The 17,237-nt window shown below is 37.4% G+C and carries 17 protein-coding genes; 5 read left to right on the top strand and 12 right to left on the bottom strand.

Features of this window, described 5'->3' with window-relative positions; all coding sequences use genetic code 11:
• Nucleotides 1–14 precede the first annotated feature (14 nt).
• The 3 genes from ACXAE4_RS24140 to ACXAE4_RS24150 all read right to left on the bottom strand — a co-directional run bounded on the left by ACXAE4_RS24140 (nt 15) and on the right by ACXAE4_RS24150 (nt 1,923).
• Entirely contained in the window at nt 15–812 is a 798-nt protein-coding gene (locus tag ACXAE4_RS24140) for an NAD kinase (protein WP_025749877.1), read from the bottom strand.
• 61 nt (nt 813–873) lie between these two features.
• Nucleotides 874–1,509 carry a GTP diphosphokinase gene (yjbM, locus tag ACXAE4_RS24145; RefSeq protein WP_475237082.1) on the bottom strand — a complete coding sequence of 212 codons (636 nt, stop codon included), beginning with the start codon at nt 1,507–1,509 and terminating at the stop codon, nt 874–876.
• Between the two features lie 27 nt (nt 1,510–1,536).
• On the bottom strand, nt 1,537–1,923 hold the full coding sequence (locus tag ACXAE4_RS24150) for a UPF0738 family protein (RefSeq protein ID WP_014461567.1): 387 nt from the start codon (nt 1,921–1,923) through the stop codon (nt 1,537–1,539).
• A 216-nt stretch (nt 1,924–2,139) separates the two neighbouring features.
• On the opposite strand from ACXAE4_RS24150, the gene ACXAE4_RS24155 reads away from it, so the two are divergent.
• From ACXAE4_RS24155 to ACXAE4_RS24170, 4 genes are all read left to right on the top strand, one after another.
• Nucleotides 2,140–2,730, top strand: a complete 591-nt coding sequence (locus ACXAE4_RS24155; protein WP_028412352.1) for a CYTH domain-containing protein — start codon at nt 2,140–2,142, stop codon at nt 2,728–2,730.
• 4 nt (nt 2,731–2,734) lie between these two features.
• Nucleotides 2,735–3,424, top strand: a complete 690-nt coding sequence (locus ACXAE4_RS24160) for a lytic transglycosylase domain-containing protein (protein WP_028412353.1) — start codon at nt 2,735–2,737, stop codon at nt 3,422–3,424.
• Between the two features lie 286 nt (nt 3,425–3,710).
• Nucleotides 3,711–4,121 carry a globin domain-containing protein gene (locus tag ACXAE4_RS24165; RefSeq protein WP_013055433.1) on the top strand — a complete coding sequence of 137 codons (411 nt, stop codon included), beginning with the start codon at nt 3,711–3,713 and terminating at the stop codon, nt 4,119–4,121.
• A 26-nt stretch (nt 4,122–4,147) separates the two neighbouring features.
• Nucleotides 4,148–4,999, top strand: coding sequence for a ClpXP adapter SpxH family protein (locus ACXAE4_RS24170; protein ID WP_028412354.1), 852 nt, complete (start codon nt 4,148–4,150; stop codon nt 4,997–4,999).
• 505 nt (nt 5,000–5,504) lie between these two features.
• Here ACXAE4_RS24170 and pepF read toward each other — a convergent pair.
• The 4 genes from pepF to mecA form a co-directional block, all read right to left on the bottom strand.
• Entirely contained in the window at nt 5,505–7,322 is a 1,818-nt protein-coding gene (gene pepF / locus ACXAE4_RS24175; RefSeq protein WP_028412355.1) for an oligoendopeptidase F, read from the bottom strand.
• A gap of 163 nt (nt 7,323–7,485) precedes the next feature.
• Nucleotides 7,486–8,667, bottom strand: a complete 1,182-nt coding sequence (locus tag ACXAE4_RS24180; RefSeq protein ID WP_475237095.1) for a competence protein CoiA — start codon at nt 8,665–8,667, stop codon at nt 7,486–7,488.
• A gap of 119 nt (nt 8,668–8,786) precedes the next feature.
• Nucleotides 8,787–10,304, bottom strand: coding sequence for a cardiolipin synthase (cls, locus tag ACXAE4_RS24185; RefSeq protein WP_025749882.1), 1,518 nt, complete (start codon nt 10,302–10,304; stop codon nt 8,787–8,789).
• 214 nt (nt 10,305–10,518) lie between these two features.
• The gene (mecA, locus tag ACXAE4_RS24190) at nt 10,519–11,199 is read right to left on the bottom strand and encodes an adaptor protein MecA (protein WP_013055427.1); all 681 of its coding nucleotides are present in this window, start codon (nt 11,197–11,199) and stop codon (nt 10,519–10,521) included.
• 360 nt (nt 11,200–11,559) lie between these two features.
• On the opposite strand from mecA, the gene ACXAE4_RS24195 reads away from it, so the two are divergent.
• A complete protein-coding gene (locus tag ACXAE4_RS24195) occupies nt 11,560–12,225 on the top strand; it encodes a TerC family protein (protein WP_028412357.1) in 666 nt (221 codons plus the stop codon).
• Nucleotides 12,226–12,321: 96 nt separating this feature from the next.
• Here ACXAE4_RS24195 and madM read toward each other — a convergent pair whose 3' ends face one another.
• From madM to ACXAE4_RS24220, 5 genes are all read right to left on the bottom strand, one after another.
• The gene (madM, locus tag ACXAE4_RS24200; protein ID WP_475237098.1) at nt 12,322–13,083 is read right to left on the bottom strand and encodes a malonate transporter subunit MadM; all 762 of its coding nucleotides are present in this window, start codon (nt 13,081–13,083) and stop codon (nt 12,322–12,324) included.
• Nucleotides 13,080–13,493 (bottom strand): malonate transporter subunit MadL, encoded by a 414-nt coding sequence (madL, locus tag ACXAE4_RS24205; protein ID WP_028412359.1) that lies wholly within the window; start codon nt 13,491–13,493, stop codon nt 13,080–13,082. Before madL ends, madM begins: the two co-directional genes overlap by 4 nt.
• A 194-nt stretch (nt 13,494–13,687) precedes the next feature.
• The gene (locus ACXAE4_RS24210; protein ID WP_475237100.1) at nt 13,688–14,584 is read right to left on the bottom strand and encodes a LysR family transcriptional regulator; all 897 of its coding nucleotides are present in this window, start codon (nt 14,582–14,584) and stop codon (nt 13,688–13,690) included.
• A 201-nt stretch (nt 14,585–14,785) separates the two neighbouring features.
• Complete coding sequence (spxA, locus tag ACXAE4_RS24215) at nt 14,786–15,184, bottom strand: transcriptional regulator SpxA (protein ID WP_013055422.1); 399 nt, start codon at nt 15,182–15,184, stop codon at nt 14,786–14,788.
• 419 nt (nt 15,185–15,603) lie between these two features.
• Complete coding sequence (locus tag ACXAE4_RS24220; protein ID WP_475237103.1) at nt 15,604–17,007, bottom strand: amino acid permease; 1,404 nt, start codon at nt 17,005–17,007, stop codon at nt 15,604–15,606.
• Nucleotides 17,008–17,237: the final 230 nt, after the last annotated feature.

The following is a 17,237-nucleotide window of genomic DNA, read 5'->3' on the forward strand; positions in this document are numbered from 1 at the left end:
TCTCTTCCCTGCCTTTAATCATCACATACAAAAGAGTCTCTGACACGCTGCCAGAAAGGAAACGCGCGAAAGCGAGCAAATCGAATTTTTTCGCTTGCTACCCGAAATTGAATCGACTTTACATCTTTATGTAAAAGAGTTAAATGATCAATGGTAATTTGAAAGTCTGCGTCGTTAACAGGCTTTAACAGCGCTGTATGATGTCCAGGAAGAACCAATGGAGAACCTATCGTACGGAACACTCGATTGTTAATAGAAGCCATTTCAGCAATTTGAATAGCTTGAAGCGAAGGATGTAAAATCGCGCCTCCAAGGGATTTGTTATAAGCTGTACTTCCCGAGGGAGTTGATACGCAAAGGCCGTCTCCTCGGAATGTCTCAAATCGCTGCCCTTTAATTTCCACATCCATTACTAAAGAGCCTTCTACACTTTTCACCGTACATTCATTCAGAGCTAAATATCGAGCTTCGCGTCCACCGTTCGTATAGCGGATAATCACTTCGAGCAGTGGATACTCTACAGTCTGGTAGGGTGTCTTTGCAATAGCAATCACCAGCTTCTCAATCTCATCAGGTGTCCAATCTGCGTAAAAGCCTAAATGACCGGTATGAACCCCAATAAAAGCCGTCTTGTCAAGTCGGTTTCGATAGCGGTGAAACGCGTAGAGAAGCGTTCCATCCCCCCCTACTGACACTACAATATCAGGCTGGTTTTCATCATATTCTAAATGAAAATCTAATAAATACGTTTTCATTTTTTGCATAAGCGTATTTGATATTTGGTTGCCTTTTGATGTAATAGCAAATTTTATTTTCTCCACCTAATTCTCTCCCCCTATCCATCCAGTGTACAAAGCTGTTGCTGAGTCATACCTAAGATTCTTCCGCCGATTCTTTTTTTCGTGAGAAAATAGCCTGGGCTTCTTGGATATCACCTCGTATTTGAGACATTTCTTCATCGAGCTGAGTAGCCGCTTCAGAAGCACGCTGAAGTCGCTTTTTGATATTCTCAGGAAATTTCCCGCTGTACTTATAATTTAAAGAATGCTCAATTGTAGCCCAAAAATTCATAGCCAGTGTACGAATTTGAATTTCCACTAAAATTTTCTTTTCACCTTTAATTGTCTGAACAGGATAACATACGACCACATGATATGAACGATAGCCGCTTTCTTTTTTATGAAGAATATAATCTCTTTCTTCAATCAATTCAAAGTCTGTGCGCTGACGAAGGAGCTCTACGACCGCTTTAATATCGTCCGTAAATTGACACATCATACGGAGTCCTGCAATGTCCTGCATCTCTTCCTCTAAGCGATCGAGAGAAATTCCTTTTCGAGTCGCTTTATCCAAAATACTGGCGATAGGCTTTACTCGTCCCGTCACGAATTCAATAGGTGAATGCGTAGACTTCATATCATACTGTGAACGAATTCCTTTTAATTTCACCTTAAGTTCTTCAACGGCTTGTTTATACGGTGCTAAAAATAAATCCCAATGCCTGATCATTAATAACACCCCCCTTTTTTCTCTCTGTTACTTATTTTCTTTATCTAAAAAAACTTCCTCTACTCTTGCTACCATCTCGTCTCCATAATTCACGTTTCCTTCGATGTTACTGATGAGATAAGACAGCTCTTCTTTAACGGCTGATAGCTCAATTACTTCCTTATTAATTTCTAAAAATACTTTCATATCTTTATGTAAGACGTGCTTTAAATTCGCCCAAATATTATCACTAAGGCCAACATACATAAATTGATCATTAATATCTACAACATATACAAATGACATGTTATCTGAGTCAACAAGCATTTGTTTTGTATCTTCCAATTGTTCAATTTCCGTCTCAATAGGGTCTGCTTTTAAATGTAATTCATTTGATTTCATCACACAGGTAGTGATGTCAATTCGATTGTGCATAAATAAACTCCTTCCAACTATACAATTCGTTACTATTTTAACACATTCCAGGAACGTTTAATAAAGGTAAAACCTAAACAATCCGTATTTCTTCATTTTCCAAGTTCCCCATATGGATATTCCTGTTAGGAAATGTAGTTTTACTGTCTCAAAAAGTGTGATAAATTAAGATGGAAAGTGCCTTACCAAAAGACCTAAATTAAAAGGATGATTTCATTGAAACAAGAAATTGAAATTGAATTTAAAAATATAGTAACGAAAGAAGAGTTTGATCGTCTCCGCTCACACTTTCAATTAACTGAAGATCAGTTTATTTCTCAAGAAAACCACTATTTTGATACACCTGCTTTCTCATTGAAAGACTGCGGAGCTGCCCTGCGAATTCGAAGCAAAAAAAATAAATCCGTTCTCACGCTAAAACAGCCTCATCAAGAGGGCCTTTTAGAAACACATGAAGCATTAACAAATGAACAAGCTAAAGAATTGCTAGATGGCAGCGCCAAGATTCCGTCAACAATTCAACAGCTTATTACTGATTTACAAGTCGATAGCCATGCGCTAACTTATTTTGGCACTTTGCGTACAAGTCGAGCAGAAATTCCATATAAGAACGGGTTACTTGTACTCGATCATAGCTTTTATCTAGGTGCTGAGGACTATGAACTCGAATACGAAGTAACCGATGCCAATGAAGGGGCAAAATATTTTGAGCAATTGCTTACGGAGCTTGATATTAAAAAGAAACCAACGGAAAACAAAATTCGACGGTTTTACAAGCGAAAGTATACGTTGATGGATGGAGAGTAAATTCATGAGCATGAATATTAACCATTACATGTCTTCCGTTCAATTTCCTGGAACTCAGCCATTTTCAGTTAACAACCAGCTGCCAACAGCTAACGTGATGCTTGGTACAACTTTACTCTCTGTATTTGCTCAGCTTTTTCAAGACTACGTCAATCAAGAGCCTCAAATGAGTACCAACCTTTACTTGCAGGCAGCGCAGATGTTTCCAGCTACAGCGGTTCAAACGCAATCCCAGCCATCTGTTTCTTCTTCAGATAAGGCAGCCGCTTCAACTGCTGCCTTACCTGCACAAAAAAACGAAATGGCAAAGGCCAGTTCTCATGATGTACAAACGATAATTAATGAAGCAGCTGCACGCTACCAGCTGGATCCTAAACTTATTCGTTCTGTTATTAAACAAGAGTCAAATTTTAATCCCTCTGCCAAAAGTTCTGTCGGAGCGGCCGGGCTTATGCAGCTAATGCCAGCAACCGCTAAAGCTCTTGGTGTAGAAGATCCGTATGACTCCAAGCAAAATGTATTTGGAGGAGCCAAATATCTTCGACAAATGTTAGATAAATACGACGGGAACGTGAAATTAGCGTTGGCAGCCTACAATGCTGGACCAGGTAATGTCGATAAATACGGCGGAGTACCTCCTTTTCAAGAAACGCAAAAATATGTAAATAAAATTATGTCTTCTTATCTCGTGTAAAAGAGTCCAATCATTCGCGACTCGACCATGGAATGACTGTAGTTTGTCGAGGTTACACTATATAAATAGAAGGAAACGTTTGTGAAAGGATTCCTTTGTTTCTGATACTAAGTGATTCGCCACAGCATCATAGACTTTTCTTATGTAAAATTCCACTTTATCTCTTTTCCAGTAGAAGAAGTAAGCGGATAGTTTGAGTTAACGAAATGACACTGCTAAAATTAAGGAAAGTAAAAAACACCAAAGAGTTAAGACGTATATTTCTTATAACAAAGGAGTTATCAACATGAGAGAAAAAATCCACTCCCCTTACGAATTATTAGGCGGTGAACATACGATTTCAAAACTTGTTGATGCTTTTTATACACGCGTTGGACAACATCCTGAGCTCGCGCCAATTTTTCCTGATGATTTAACAGAAACAGCACGAAAGCAAAAGCAATTTCTGACACAATATTTAGGAGGGCCTTCGCTATACACTGAAGAGCATGGTCACCCTATGCTGAGAGCTAGGCATCTTCCTTTTGAAATTACACCGTCAAGAGCCAAAGCCTGGCTGACGTGTATGCATGAAGCAATGGACGAAATTAATTTAGAAGGCCCTGAGAGAGATGAACTTTATCATCGTCTTATTTTAACTGCCCAACACATGATTAATTCACCGGAACAGACAGATGAGAAAGGATTTTCACATTGAGTAATCTAAACAGCCAATACCCATCCTTGCATCAGCTTTGTCAAGGTTCAAATAAAAAACCGCTTGAAATCTATGTATTTGTTGACCCTCTTTGTCCAGAGTGCTGGGCACTCGAGCCTATTCTAAAGAAGTTACAAATAGAATATGGTCAGCTGTTATCCCTCAAGCATGTGCTTGGCGGAAACTTGCAGCAATTAAATATTGGAGCACAGCAGAGATTTGAACATATTGCAAAATCGTGGGAGAAAACTGGAAGCCGCTCCGGCATGTCATGTGACGGCAACCTGTGGCTTGAAAACCCCATCGATACTCCTTACGCTGCATCAATTGCAATTAAAGCGGCCGGGCTGCAAGGAAAGAAACAGGGCATTCGCTTTTTGAGAAGACTTCAAGAAGTAGTATTTTTAGAAAAACAAAATGTTACAGAAGAATCTGTCTTAATACAATGTGCAAAACATGTGGGGCTAGATGTTAATGAATTTGTAAAAGATTTGCATTCAGATTACGCTGCGAAGGCTTTTCAATGTGATTTAAAAATCACATCGGAAATGGATGTCGATGAGATTCCAACTCTTGTGTTCTTTAACGAAAAAGTTGAAGAAGAAGGCATTAAGATATCAGGATACTATTCGTACGAAACATATGTACACATCATTAAAGAGATGTTAGAAATTGACCCAGATCCAGCTTGTCTTCCGCCTCTTCGTTCATTTTTAAGCTATTTTCAATTTGTTGCTTCAAAAGAAGTTGCAGTTGTGTATGGTTTATCATTAGAAGAGGCTGAAAAAGAATTGAAAAAACTTCAGCTTCAGCAAGTTGTTGAAAGAGTTCCTGTCAAATATGGAACCTTTTGGAGAAGTACTGAAAAGAGCTGTTAATTATTAAATGTTGATGCTTATCCTAAGCATCAACTACACAAAAAAGACTTGGCTTTCGCCAAGTCTTTTCGTTTGTCTTAAGACAACAAGGGGATGGGAGAAATTTTTCACGGTCAAACAAAGGGGTATATGTTTGTTTTGTGATAAACTTCACGATTAATACTATAGCAAATTATGTCGACTTTTGGCAACCCCTTTTTTCAATTTTATTCACTTTTTTATAAAAAAACTTCATAAACAGCCAGATTCACTCATATAGTACAACCAATTATGCTTTTAATAGAGGTGTTAACTATGAAAATTGCTGGAATTACTCTAGGGGTTGTGATTCTTTTGTTTTCTTTTTTATTCTATATTTTATCTCTTATGCAGCTTGTTCCTCTCATTATCGCAGGCCCTCTCTTATTTTTAGCTATTCTTATTATTTTTACATTGCTTAACAATCACAACAAATTTCGGGGATTTAAAAAATGAAGCAGGATACAGCTCCTGCTTCATTTTAATTTTATTGATTTAATAAACGTTCCATTTCCGTTAACTTCTCTTCAAATACGGCTAGCGCTTCTTCGATAGGCTGAGATGTTGTCATGTCCACTCCTGCTTTTTTCAACACTTCAATTGGATAATCAGAGCTTCCTGACTTTAAGAAACCTACATAGCGCTCAACAGCTGCATCTCCTTCTTCAAGGATTTGCTTGCTTAATGCCGCTGCTGCACTGAATCCTGTAGCATATTGATAAACGTAGTAATTGTAGTAGAAATGCGGAATACGAGCCCATTCTAACCCAATCTCTTCGTCAATTACTAAGTTGTCTCCAAAATATTTTTTATTTAAGTCATAATATAATTTTGTTAATAATTCAGGTGTAAGCGGCTCTCCGTTTTGAGCACGCACGTGCACATCGTGCTCAAATTCAGCAAACATCGTTTGACGGAATACCGTACCGCGGAATCCTTCTAAATAATGGTTAAGCAAGTACAAACGCTGCTTTTCATCATCAATCGTTTTTAGTAAATAATCGTTTAGAAGCGCTTCATTACATGTGGAAGCTACTTCTGCCACAAAGATTGAATAATCTCCGTAAGGATATGGCTGCGTTTTTCTTGTGTAATAACTGTGTACAGAATGGCCAAATTCATGGGCTAGTGTAAACAAGTTATTTACATTATCCTGCCAGTTCATTAAGATATAAGGATTGGTGCCGTACGTTCCTGAAGAATAAGCACCGCTTCGCTTGCCTTTGTTCTCATGAACATCTACCCAACGATTTTCAAATCCTTCTTTTAACACATTAAGGTAGTCTTCACCTAGTGGTTTCAGACCTTTTAAAATATAATCTTTTGCTTCTTCATACGTTACTTCCATTTTTACGTCTTTTACTAAAGGCGTATAGAGATCATACATATGAAGCTCTTCAATTCCCAATACTTTCTTACGTAAATCAATATATCGATGCAATAAATGCAAATTATCGTTCACTGTTTTAACTAAGTTATCGTATACTTCTTCTGGGATATTATTTGTGCTAAGAGCTGAGTGACGAGCTGAATTATAGTGACGAACGCGGGCGCTAAAATTATCTTTCTTCACCGTGCCGCTTAATGTACTTGCAAACGTATTTTTAAATTTACCGTACGTTTCGTACACCGCTTTAAACGCTTCTTCTCGTACGCGGCGATCGCTGCTTTCTAAAAAACGAATATATCGTCCGTGCGTAATTTCTACTTCTTCTCCATTTTCGTCTTTAATAGAAGGAAATTCTAAATCCGCGTTGTTTAACATTCCAAACGTGTTGCTTGAAGATCCTAATACTTCAGAAGCCTGAGCCAGAAGCGCTTCTTCGCTTTCTGATAAAATGTGCGGACGCTCGCGAGTAATTTCATCTAATGCATGAGCATATAACGTTAGCTCTTTATGTTCCGCCATGTATTGTTTAATTTTTGATTCTTCAATAGACAAAATTTCTGGTGTTACATAAGATAGTGCACTTGCAATTTGAGTATAAAGTGTTTTGATGCGATCATTTAACCCTTGATAAAAAGAATTAGTGGTATCTTGATCGTAGCGCATATGAGCATATGTATAAAGTTTACTAACGCGCATTGTGAGCTCGTCTTGCTCTTGAAGAGCGTCGTATAAAGTTTGAGCGGACTCTCCAAGTTTCCCTTTGAATTTTTCCATTTTTGGAATAAGAGCTTTTACTTCTTCAAATTCTTTTTCCCATGCGTCATCTGAAGCAAAAATATCTTCTAGTTTCCACGTATCTTCTACTTTTATCTCGCTTCTACTTGGTAACTTTTTTACTTTTGATTGTTCACTCATGGTCATCCCTCCATCTTTTTCTACCTGTCTATAACTGTTCGCTTTTTCTAAGGCGAATCCTTTTTATTTCTTTCGTTATTGTATGTTGTTTTAAAAGAATTAATCAAAAGTCAGTACGCTTTTGAAAAAAGGATTCTTTCTTAAGCGTACTGATTTTCAGTGGTTATGTCACTTCTTTTGCTTGATTTAACCACTTTTTCATCATCTGTCCATCTTCTAAAAAAGCATCGGATGTTTGCTTTGGAATCGTATAAGGCCTTCTGATTTTGTATAACCCAGAAGTTATAGACGTTAGTATCCCTAACCGGCATAATACCTCTATATACTCAAACAAGGGCTGTTCCACAACAACAGGGGCCATCGGCAAAGACCGAAACACAATATGCCTCTGATGAATTCTGTAGAGCCATAGCCTGCATAACTCTTTTTCTGTAACTAAATCCCCTACCTGCTTCTGCTGCATTAAATCAAGAAGCAGCCACGTTTGCCATATAGTAGCAGACGTTTCAATCATGTATAAAGAAGGCAGCGGCATGCCCGCTTCTGCTGGAATATGAGAAGGAGGAATATTGTTTTCATAAAGAGCGTGTAAAAAAGGCTGAAGCTTCTGATTAGGATAGAGGATATAATGCGTTCTCCATGCCTTCTTTTTCTTTACCCATGAAGAGAAAAATTGAGGCTGTGTATGTGTAGAAAAAAGATCATGAAAGGTATGCTCGTGAGGAGAGAGCACGACAAGCTGTGCATAACAAATTTGAGATGAAAAAGGCATAAGATGTTCAAGTTTCAACAGCTGATTAGTAGAAGGTGAAAAATAAAGAAGTGTGGGCGTATAATCGGAAAGAGTGAGAAACTGCCACTCTTGAAAAGAAAGTTGATACATATAAGTGGATAAGCGTTTCATTCTTTTTGCCCCCATAATCCAAAGAGGCATATAATTTCCTTTCTCATAGTGAATAGAACGTTTGGTTAGCACTGAGGAAGATAAGGACGCACATTGAAATTCGATTGCATATTTTTGTGAAGGGGTACCTATAAGAATATCTGGACGCTGCATAATGGCAGGAAGGTAACTTTCTAACTCGACTTCAAGATGAGAACTAAACCAGTGAAACAGCTTTCGCTTTCCGTCAAGATGATAATCTGTTTCACCTTCATGCTGAGCGACGCACGTTTTTTTCAGGTGAGCAAAATGAGGGATTTTTTTTGTACCTACCTTTAACTGTACAGGGGATTGACAAGAGGGACAGTAGAACTGCTTTTCTTTTTTCCACAGCTTAAGCTGTTCAAGCGAAAAGCGCTGAGCTAGTGAAATGAGGCCTTCTTCTGTTCGGGCAACTAACAATCGTACATTTCTCCTTCCTATAGTAGCGAGCTATACCCTTGTATTCGACATCTTTCTACTAAACCCTTTTCTTTCAAAAAAAAACCACATTGCAGCATACGCAATGTGGTTTACAGCGATTATAATAGCGGTGAAAGCAAACGAGCTGTTGATTCAAACAGCCGCTGTATAAATGGCCGCTTTTCAAAGTCTTTAAAGTGAAGCTCACTCGTTTCTTCTAAATCTTGCATATATTCATATACGAGCTTTTGGGTACTAGCTGTGCGATATAAAAAAGCATTTACTTCAAAATTCAGATGAAAGCTTCTCATATCCATGTTAGCTGTTCCAATAGAGGCAATTTCTCTATCAACAATCACAATCTTGCTGTGCATAAATCCTTTTTTATACTCGTAAATTTTCACACCTGCTTCTAGCAGCTCAGGAAAATAAGAGCGTGATGCATGAAAAACAATTTTTTTATCGGGCTTCTGAGGTACAAGAAGCCTTACATCTATACCGCTTAAAGCAGCTACTTTGAGAGAAGTAAAAATATCTTCATCAGGTATGAAGTAAGGAGAAGCAATCCAAATGGACTCTTTCGCAGACGTAATCATCGAAAAAAATAAGTGTTTAATAATTTCCCACTCACGGTCTGGTCCGCCGGCAATCATTTGAACACCGCCGCACTTTTCCATATCAATGTCAATTAAATCCGGCGATAGATATGTTTGAGTAAGCATTGTCTGTCCTGTCATATAATACCAGTCTTGTAAGAAAATAAGCTGTAATGAACGGACTGCCTCACCCTTCACCATCAAATGAGTATCTCTCCAAAAGCCAAAATGCCGACTTTTTCCGAGATATTCATCACCAATGTTCAAACCTCCTACAAATCCAATTGTTCCATCAATGACTACAATTTTACGATGATTACGGAAGTTGATTTTATTATTGAGAAATGGAAGTCTCACCGGCAAGAACGGAATCATTTCTACGCCCGCGTTTCTTAACTCGTGAATATAATGCGGTGAAAGCTGAAAACTGCCCACGGCATCATACAAGAAACGTACATAAACTCCTTCTTGTACTTTCTGAATTAAAATATCTTTAATTTGTTCTCCTAAGTGATCATGTCGTACGATGTAATACTCTAAATGGATATGATGCCTTGCATGCTTTAAAGATTCCATAATTTCGTGAAATGTCTCTTTTCCATTCGTCAATGCGCGCGTATCTGAAGAAAAAGAAATGGGACTCTTGCCAAGCCTCACGGCTAGCTTCAGCATTTGCTTCCTACTGGTGCCCAACTGTTCAAAGTGATTTTCTAATATACCAGAATCTCTTTCCATCTTTAAAAGCACCTGTTCATCCAGCTTTGCTTTTTTAGCAAATAAACGCCGTTTTCGCGTATTGCGTCCAAATAACAAATAAAAAAAGAACCCTATTACTGGAAAACCGCCTAATACTACGAGCCACGTTAGCGTTTGAGTTGGATGACGGTTTTCTAATGAAATAACAAGACCGATGAAAACAACACTAATCGTAATTAAGATACTTAGCACGCCAATAAATTTACCGTCCCAATACCCTTTTGTAAAATAAAGCAAGGCAATAATACCAACAACAAAAATTAAAAGCTGTAATCTATTTTTCAACTTGTTTTCACCTATCCTAAAACCAATCTTTCATCATTCATAACAGGTCTCTATACTGTTATTATCCTCAAACTTGGTATTTTAACACTACACTTTCCCGTGTAGGAACCAGCCGCCTGCTTTTTCTACCTATACTGTTCGATATGAGCGGAGAGCTTTTCCAAAAAAGAGGACAAAACAAAGACCGATTTCATATACATGAAATCGGCTGCTATTATCGTAAAGGAAAATACTGTTTTACTTGTTCAAGTGCATTTTCACTGATTAATTCTTTTCCATATTCCATTAAACGATGAACTGTTACATTTGATTCATTTGCATATTCTAAAATGATACTTAAAATGTTATCAATTTCAGCTACAAAGTCTTCATCATCTGTAAACTCAACGTATAAATAATATTTCCCTTCAAACACGTACATGCTGTTGATGATATCATCTAACTCTAAATGGTGACTTAAGGAAATTAAATGTTCTAAGTCTTGAAAGCGTGCGACGAACTGTAGCCCTTCGTCTTCTATAATTTCTTCTTCAAAATCAGCTTTTTTATTTTGATTCGCTTGATGATCAAGCAACGCTTCAATTTTTCCATCTACAGGGATATCGATTTTATCATTTTCACCAACAGGTACTTCGAACTTTTGACCGTCTTTTGAAACTTGTGCTCTTGTTACGATAACCTCTAGCCCCTTCTCAAGCGCATGTACTTGAATCCAAAGAGGACCTTCCGCTACAAACTCTTCTTCTTGATGAATTTCGTCCATCATCTCCCAGAATAGCTCTTCACTGCGCTCACGGCTAAACCAAATTTCATTGCGATCAAATCCACGTTCTTCAATATCTACGTAAGTGACAAAGAATTTTACTGTGTTTTCATTAATGCGTTCGATTTCCATTATCATCTCTCCCTTCGGAAAAATCAGTGAAGGTAATCCGGCCATTTCGAACATTACCCCTAAACGATGAAGGGACTATTTTACCCCCGTGTTAAAGCAATATTACATGTACTTTCTCACTTTGTAAAGCATTCTAACTTGGGATATACAAGCATACACTATTTGAGTGAACCTTGTATATCTATTTTATGACAAAATGCGAAAGAAAGGAAATAAAAAATACTCTGACAACTCATAGCCACCTTACACCTTACTTTGTTATATACATAATCTCTTTACCCTATGAACGCTTTTTGTTAAAAATGAACACAGATAAAGCAATATGAGCTACTTATCCTTACATATTGGGAGGGAAGACTATTGGATTTAGAATTAATAACCTCCATTCTTCTTATTATCGGTATCGATATTGTATTAGGTGGAGACAACGCTATTGTTATTGCCTTAGCAAGCCGCAATTTACCTGAACATCAACGAAATAAAGCTATTTTTTTAGGGACTGGCTTAGCTGTGATCGTTCGCATTGTACTTACTATTTTAGCTGTTTATTTACTAACTATTCCTTACTTGCAGCTCATCGGCGGTTTTTTATTAGTGATCATTGCCTTTAAGCTGCTTGTATCAGAAGGTGACGATGCATCTTCAATTCGTGCAGGTGTGACGTTAGGCGCCGCTGTGAGAACGATTGTATTTGCTGATATTGTAATGGGACTAGATAATGTAATAGCTGTGGCAGGCGCAGCTCATGGAAATATTATCTTGGTTGTCACGGGACTACTCGTATCCGTCCCTATTATTGTTTGGGGAAGCAAGCTCATTTTGTATTTGATGGAACGGTTTCCCCTGCTTGTTTACGGCGGAGCAGCTATTTTAGCTTATACTGCTGGAAATATGATTGGACATGAAAAGAACTTACATTCATTCTTTGCAGACCATACATCTCTAGGAACATTTATTCCGTTTATAACAATTGCTGTTGTGCTGATAAGCGGCATGGCTGTTAATAGCTTTCGTTCAACTAAATGATAAAGAAAAGGCCATACTAAACATTTTTATTTAGTATGGCCTTTTCTTTAGTTTAATGAGCACAGCAGTCTTTTATTCATAAAACACTTTGTACACTTAAAAAATAATCTCTGTGAGTAAAAAAAGAATAGATGGTACGAGCAAGCAACCAAGACCTGTATAAAATGTAGCTGTCATGGCTCCGTAAGGTACAAGTTTTACATCTGTCGCAGCTAAACCAGCTGCCACACCGCTCGTCGTCCCCATAACTCCTCCATAGATCATTGCTGTACGAGGGTTGTTTAATTTGATTTTCTTAGCAAATACCGGTGTCAAAATCATAACTGAAATGGATTTAATTAATCCTACAGCTATACTTAACGCGATAATATCAGAAGAGGCTCCAATCGCAGTTCCAGAAACCGGCCCCACAATATAGGTCACGGCTCCTCCTCCGATTGTAGTCAAAGCAACGGGATCTCTATATCCAAAACAAAGAGCAATAATTACACCTAGTACAAAGGAATAGAAAACCCCAAAAAACAAGGCCGTAATCCCGCTGATTCCCGTTTTTTTGACTTCGCTAAAATTGGCACCGAACGCAGTAGCAATAATGGCAAAGTCTCGCAGCATCCCCCCGCCCATTAAGCCAATTCCTGAAAATAACTGTATATCAGAAATCCCTTTTTCTCCTCCTGTATTCACTCCACCTATATAAGCAAGAATTAATCCAAACATAATAGCAATAGCAAATCCGTGAACTCTTCCTTTTGTTAATTTATCTGATAAAAAATAGGCAATATACATGACAATCCCAATAATAGCAAATGCCGTAATCAGTCCGTTATTTTCTAACCCTTCTTTAATCATATTCATCATTTTATCTGCTCCTTAGGTAAAATAGAAAGCTCTATTTCTTGTTCCTTCACCTTCGCTTTCTCTCCTATTCTGCTGATAAATGGTATGGATAAAAAGCCTACTACGACTACTACCACCCCTGCAAGAATCGCCATGCCTCCTCCATCAAGAGCAGCTACAACATTTTGCTGTGCAGACATCGCTACCACGATAGGAATATAAATTCCTCCCCAAAAAGCAATGCCTTCTTCGGATTTTACTTGGAGCTTATTTTTCTTCTTTAAATAATCCACCGCTAGTACAAGAAGAAGCATGGATACCCCTACTCCCCCAACGTTGGCTTCTACTCCCATTAGCCCTCCTAATGCGTCCCCTACAATTACTCCTATCAACATGCAAATAGACAGCAGCGCTACACCGAAGATTATCATATTACTTCCTCCCCAACCTATCATTGAAAGCGTTTACTTTATGGTTTAAAAATAGTGTAAAGGAAAAAAGTTGAATAACCTATGCATTTTTAGTTATATACTTATATCAAAAATGACATAATGCAGTTTTCTCTACTGTTCATTTTAGATTTATTCGAAAAAGAAATAAAAATCATGACATTTAGTCATGATTCTTATATGTATTCACGAGGCATATCGGAGGGTAAATGTTTAAAATAATCAATCACAAACTGCCTGAAGATTTGTTGTAAATCCGTCACGTAGCCTCCATTGTTCCAAGCTAAAAAGATTGTACGTTCAAATGTTTCTTCTTCAATTTTTAGCAGTTTTACATCTTTTCCTGTAGAACCTCCCCACGTCACTTCAGGAATAAAACCTATTCCTTGCTTCGCTCTAATCAAACCTCTCACTGTTGCTGGATCATCGCTTTCAAACGTAATTTGAGGTACAAAATTCTGTTCCTTACAAATCGCATCCGTTATTTTTCTTAGCTCTTTCCCTTTCTTTAGCACAATGAATTTCTCATTTTTAAGTTCATTTAACTTTACACGTGATTGCTTGGCTAAATGATGATCAAGAGGGACTGCAAGCAAAATCGATTCACGAAGTAAAGGAGTATGTTCGATCTGACGGGTTGTTAATGGAAAAGCTGAAATACATAAATCAAAATCAGGCTGTGAATAGCTATTAGTCAAATGCTGCATTAGCCGAAAACGCACCTGAGGATATTGCTCACGAAACCTGCTTAATAGCTCTGGAAGTAAATGTGAACTAGCTAACACAACAAGACGAATTTCTTCACATGGATCGTTCGACATATCCTTTAGCTCATGCTTTGCGTCTTCTAATGTTTTTAAAGCACGTTCTACTTTGGAACAGAACGCTTTACCGTACCGATTTAATTTAATGTATTTACCGTTTCGATCAAACAAACGAATGCCTAGCTCTTTTTCCAACTGTGAAATCGTTTTGCTGAGCGCAGGCTGAGATACGTATAGCTCTTCAGCCGCTTTGCTGATATGTTCTAGTCTAGCAACTACTTGGAAATATTTTAGCTGTAAAAGCTCCAATCCGTTCACCACCACTTTTATATGTTTAATTACTCTCTTTCTTTATTAATTACATATATACTTCATTTTCCCTGCTATTTCGACAAAAAATAAGCAGCAGAGGCCATTTGGCTCCCTGCTGCTTATTTTTTATATACCAACTTCAAGCAAACGTTACTTGGTTGGTTTCGTATTTAAATCTTAAACAGACAAATATAAAAATTAACCATTCACAAGTCTTTGAGCTTCGCGAAGTTGGAAAGTACGCACTTTACGTGGTAAGAAACGACGGATTTCGTCTTCATTATAACCAACTTGTAGACGTTTTTCATCAATGATAATCGGACGGCGCAATAAGCCAGGATTTTGCTGAATTAATTCATACAAATCTTGTAAAGGCATAGCGTCTACCTGAACGTCTAGTTTTTGGAAAGTTTTCGAACGTGTTGAAATGATTTCATCTGTTCCATCTTCTGTCATACGTAAAATTTCTTTAATCTCATCGATTGATAACGGCTCTGAAAAGATATTACGCTCTGTATATCCAATATCATTTTCCTCTAACCAAGCTTTCGCTTTACGACAAGATGTACAACTTGGTGATGTATATAATGTAACCATTTACTCCTTCACTCCTTCTATCATAATCGGTCATAACATTCAAAACATGAACTGTAAATCATGTTGTTTTATACAAACTTCAACGAGTGTAAATATTTAATGACTGATAATGAAAATCGATACTACTTTATAATTACTTTTAAAAAATAATATCTATTTGCATTATACTATAAACTTCATCGGAATGATATACTTTTTAAAGTGAACTAGTACATTAGTTCGTTCCTTCACTGTCATTATTTTCATTACCGATTTTCTTCATTATTTATTTACCACACTACTATTACGAATAAACCTGTAGATTAGTTTCATTTTTTTTATTATTTTTTTCTTTCACAAATTCCTCGAACTTTTCAGTCACTAAAAAAGCCTTGCAGAAGAAATGACGTTTCTGCAAAGCTTTTAAGATAATCTCTTATTTATTTAATAGCTGATGTGCTTTTTCCTCGTCTCATTAAGATAGGATACAGTAAAAGCCCGATTAAAAATAAGCCAATACCTAGGAAAAATGTTTTTAAATCAGCTGTCCCTGTCTTAATCACCCATAGCGAATAAATAAGTGCTAACGAAGCAATAATTCCGTCTTTTACTCGCGATCCTTTAATCGTGTCGTACGTCTCACCCGTCACAATAAGCTTTAATTGATAAACTGTCGTCACGAAATAAGGAACTAAATAGGCGAGAGTAGCTACAACGATAGCGAAATTATAGGCTTGCGAAACTGTGCCTGAAATAGTCGCAAACAAAAACAACTGTGTTAAGCCATTTGTTAATGTTAGTGAGCGGGCTGGACTATTGTTCTGATTAGTTTTAGCAAACCACTGTGGAAACAACCCTGATTTTGCTGCTTGATAAGGAACTTCTGCACTAACAACAATCCATCCAACAGTAGAACCTAATAAAGATATAAGTGCTAAAATGGCCATTACGTAAGCACCTTTATGTTCAATAACCATTTCTAACGTATCTACCAAAGGCTTTTGAGACTGCTGAAGCTGAGCTGTCGAAAGAATCCCCATAGCTAGAAGTGTAATCCCCACATAGATAACCATTGAGATTAATAATCCAAGCAGCGTTGCTTTCTTTACTACTTTTTGTGATTTTGCACGATTAGATAACAGTACAGCTGATTCAATTCCGATAAATGCCCACAGCGTAGCAATGGCTGCTCCATTGACCTGACTTCCTAATCCTACATTTATACCCTTTGAATTAACAAATTCTGTACTGACGAGGTTGGATGCGCTAAATAGCGATAGCGCCACAACAATAAATAAACCGAATCCAATAATTTTAGCTGCCGTTGTGATAAAGTTAATATTACCGGCGCTATTGATATCTCGCTGCAAAATAGCTTGAATTCCCCATAATACAACAGAACATACTAAAAACGTAATAAATTTCCCAGCTTCTAATTGAAAATCTCCGACTGAAAATAAAATATCCTTACTCTCCATTACTGGAAAGAACGTTGTTAAATATCCCGCAAACGATATGATGACAGATGCTGTTGCAGCCCAGTTTGCTGCCCAATAACCCCAAGCCATACTATACCCAGCTACTTTACCTGCTTTAGGCGATGAAAAAAGGTTCGCTGCATAACTTTGAGGCCCTCCTTTTAATTCAGGCTTTCTCATAACTAAGTTCCCGAACACAAGAGCAATCATGAACACGCCAAGACCTGTTGCAATCCAAGCAAGTGTTGAACCAATTGGACTTGATACGTTTGCTAAATTAGAAGGAAGCATAAATACTCCGCCGCCTACCATATTACCAACTACAAAGGCTGTTAAAAACCAAAGTCCCCATTTTTTGTCTTTCATTTGCTGTGTCTCCTTTTGCTTTCTAAAAGCTTAAACTTTTGACATAGAAAGCTCGATGCTAATCTATTAAAACATAGAAATTATTTATTTCTTCATTTGTTTAACAATATAATATATTAGCACACTAAAGCAAAAAGTGAAATAATAAATCCTTCATTTTCTTTTGGAAAAAAATGCGGCTGAGACATAACTCCATTCATCTATAGATGAACAGACGGGATATATGAGCT

Source organism: Priestia sp. ABM2_011 (assembly GCF_056158845.1).

Bases quoted from the DNA above. Each gene is read 5' to 3' on its own strand.
- yjbM (WP_475237082.1), bottom strand. From the start codon at position 1,509: ATGATCAGGCATTGGGATTTATTTTTAGCACCGTATAAACAAGCCGTT.
- ACXAE4_RS24150 (WP_014461567.1), bottom strand. From the start codon at position 1,923: ATGCACAATCGAATTGACATCACTACCTGTGTGATGAAATCAAATGAA.
- ACXAE4_RS24160 (WP_028412353.1), top strand. From the start codon at position 2,735: ATGAGCATGAATATTAACCATTACATGTCTTCCGTTCAATTTCCTGGA.
- ACXAE4_RS24165 (WP_013055433.1), top strand. From the start codon at position 3,711: ATGAGAGAAAAAATCCACTCCCCTTACGAATTATTAGGCGGTGAACAT.
- pepF (WP_028412355.1), bottom strand. From the start codon at position 7,322: ATGAGTGAACAATCAAAAGTAAAAAAGTTACCAAGTAGAAGCGAGATA.
- mecA (WP_013055427.1), bottom strand. From the start codon at position 11,199: ATGGAAATCGAACGCATTAATGAAAACACAGTAAAATTCTTTGTCACT.
- madM (WP_475237098.1), bottom strand. From the start codon at position 13,083: ATGATGAATATGATTAAAGAAGGGTTAGAAAATAACGGACTGATTACG.
- madL (WP_028412359.1), bottom strand. From the start codon at position 13,493: ATGATAATCTTCGGTGTAGCGCTGCTGTCTATTTGCATGTTGATAGGA.
- spxA (WP_013055422.1), bottom strand. From the start codon at position 15,184: ATGGTTACATTATATACATCACCAAGTTGTACATCTTGTCGTAAAGCG.
- ACXAE4_RS24220 (WP_475237103.1), bottom strand. From the start codon at position 17,007: ATGAAAGACAAAAAATGGGGACTTTGGTTTTTAACAGCCTTTGTAGTT.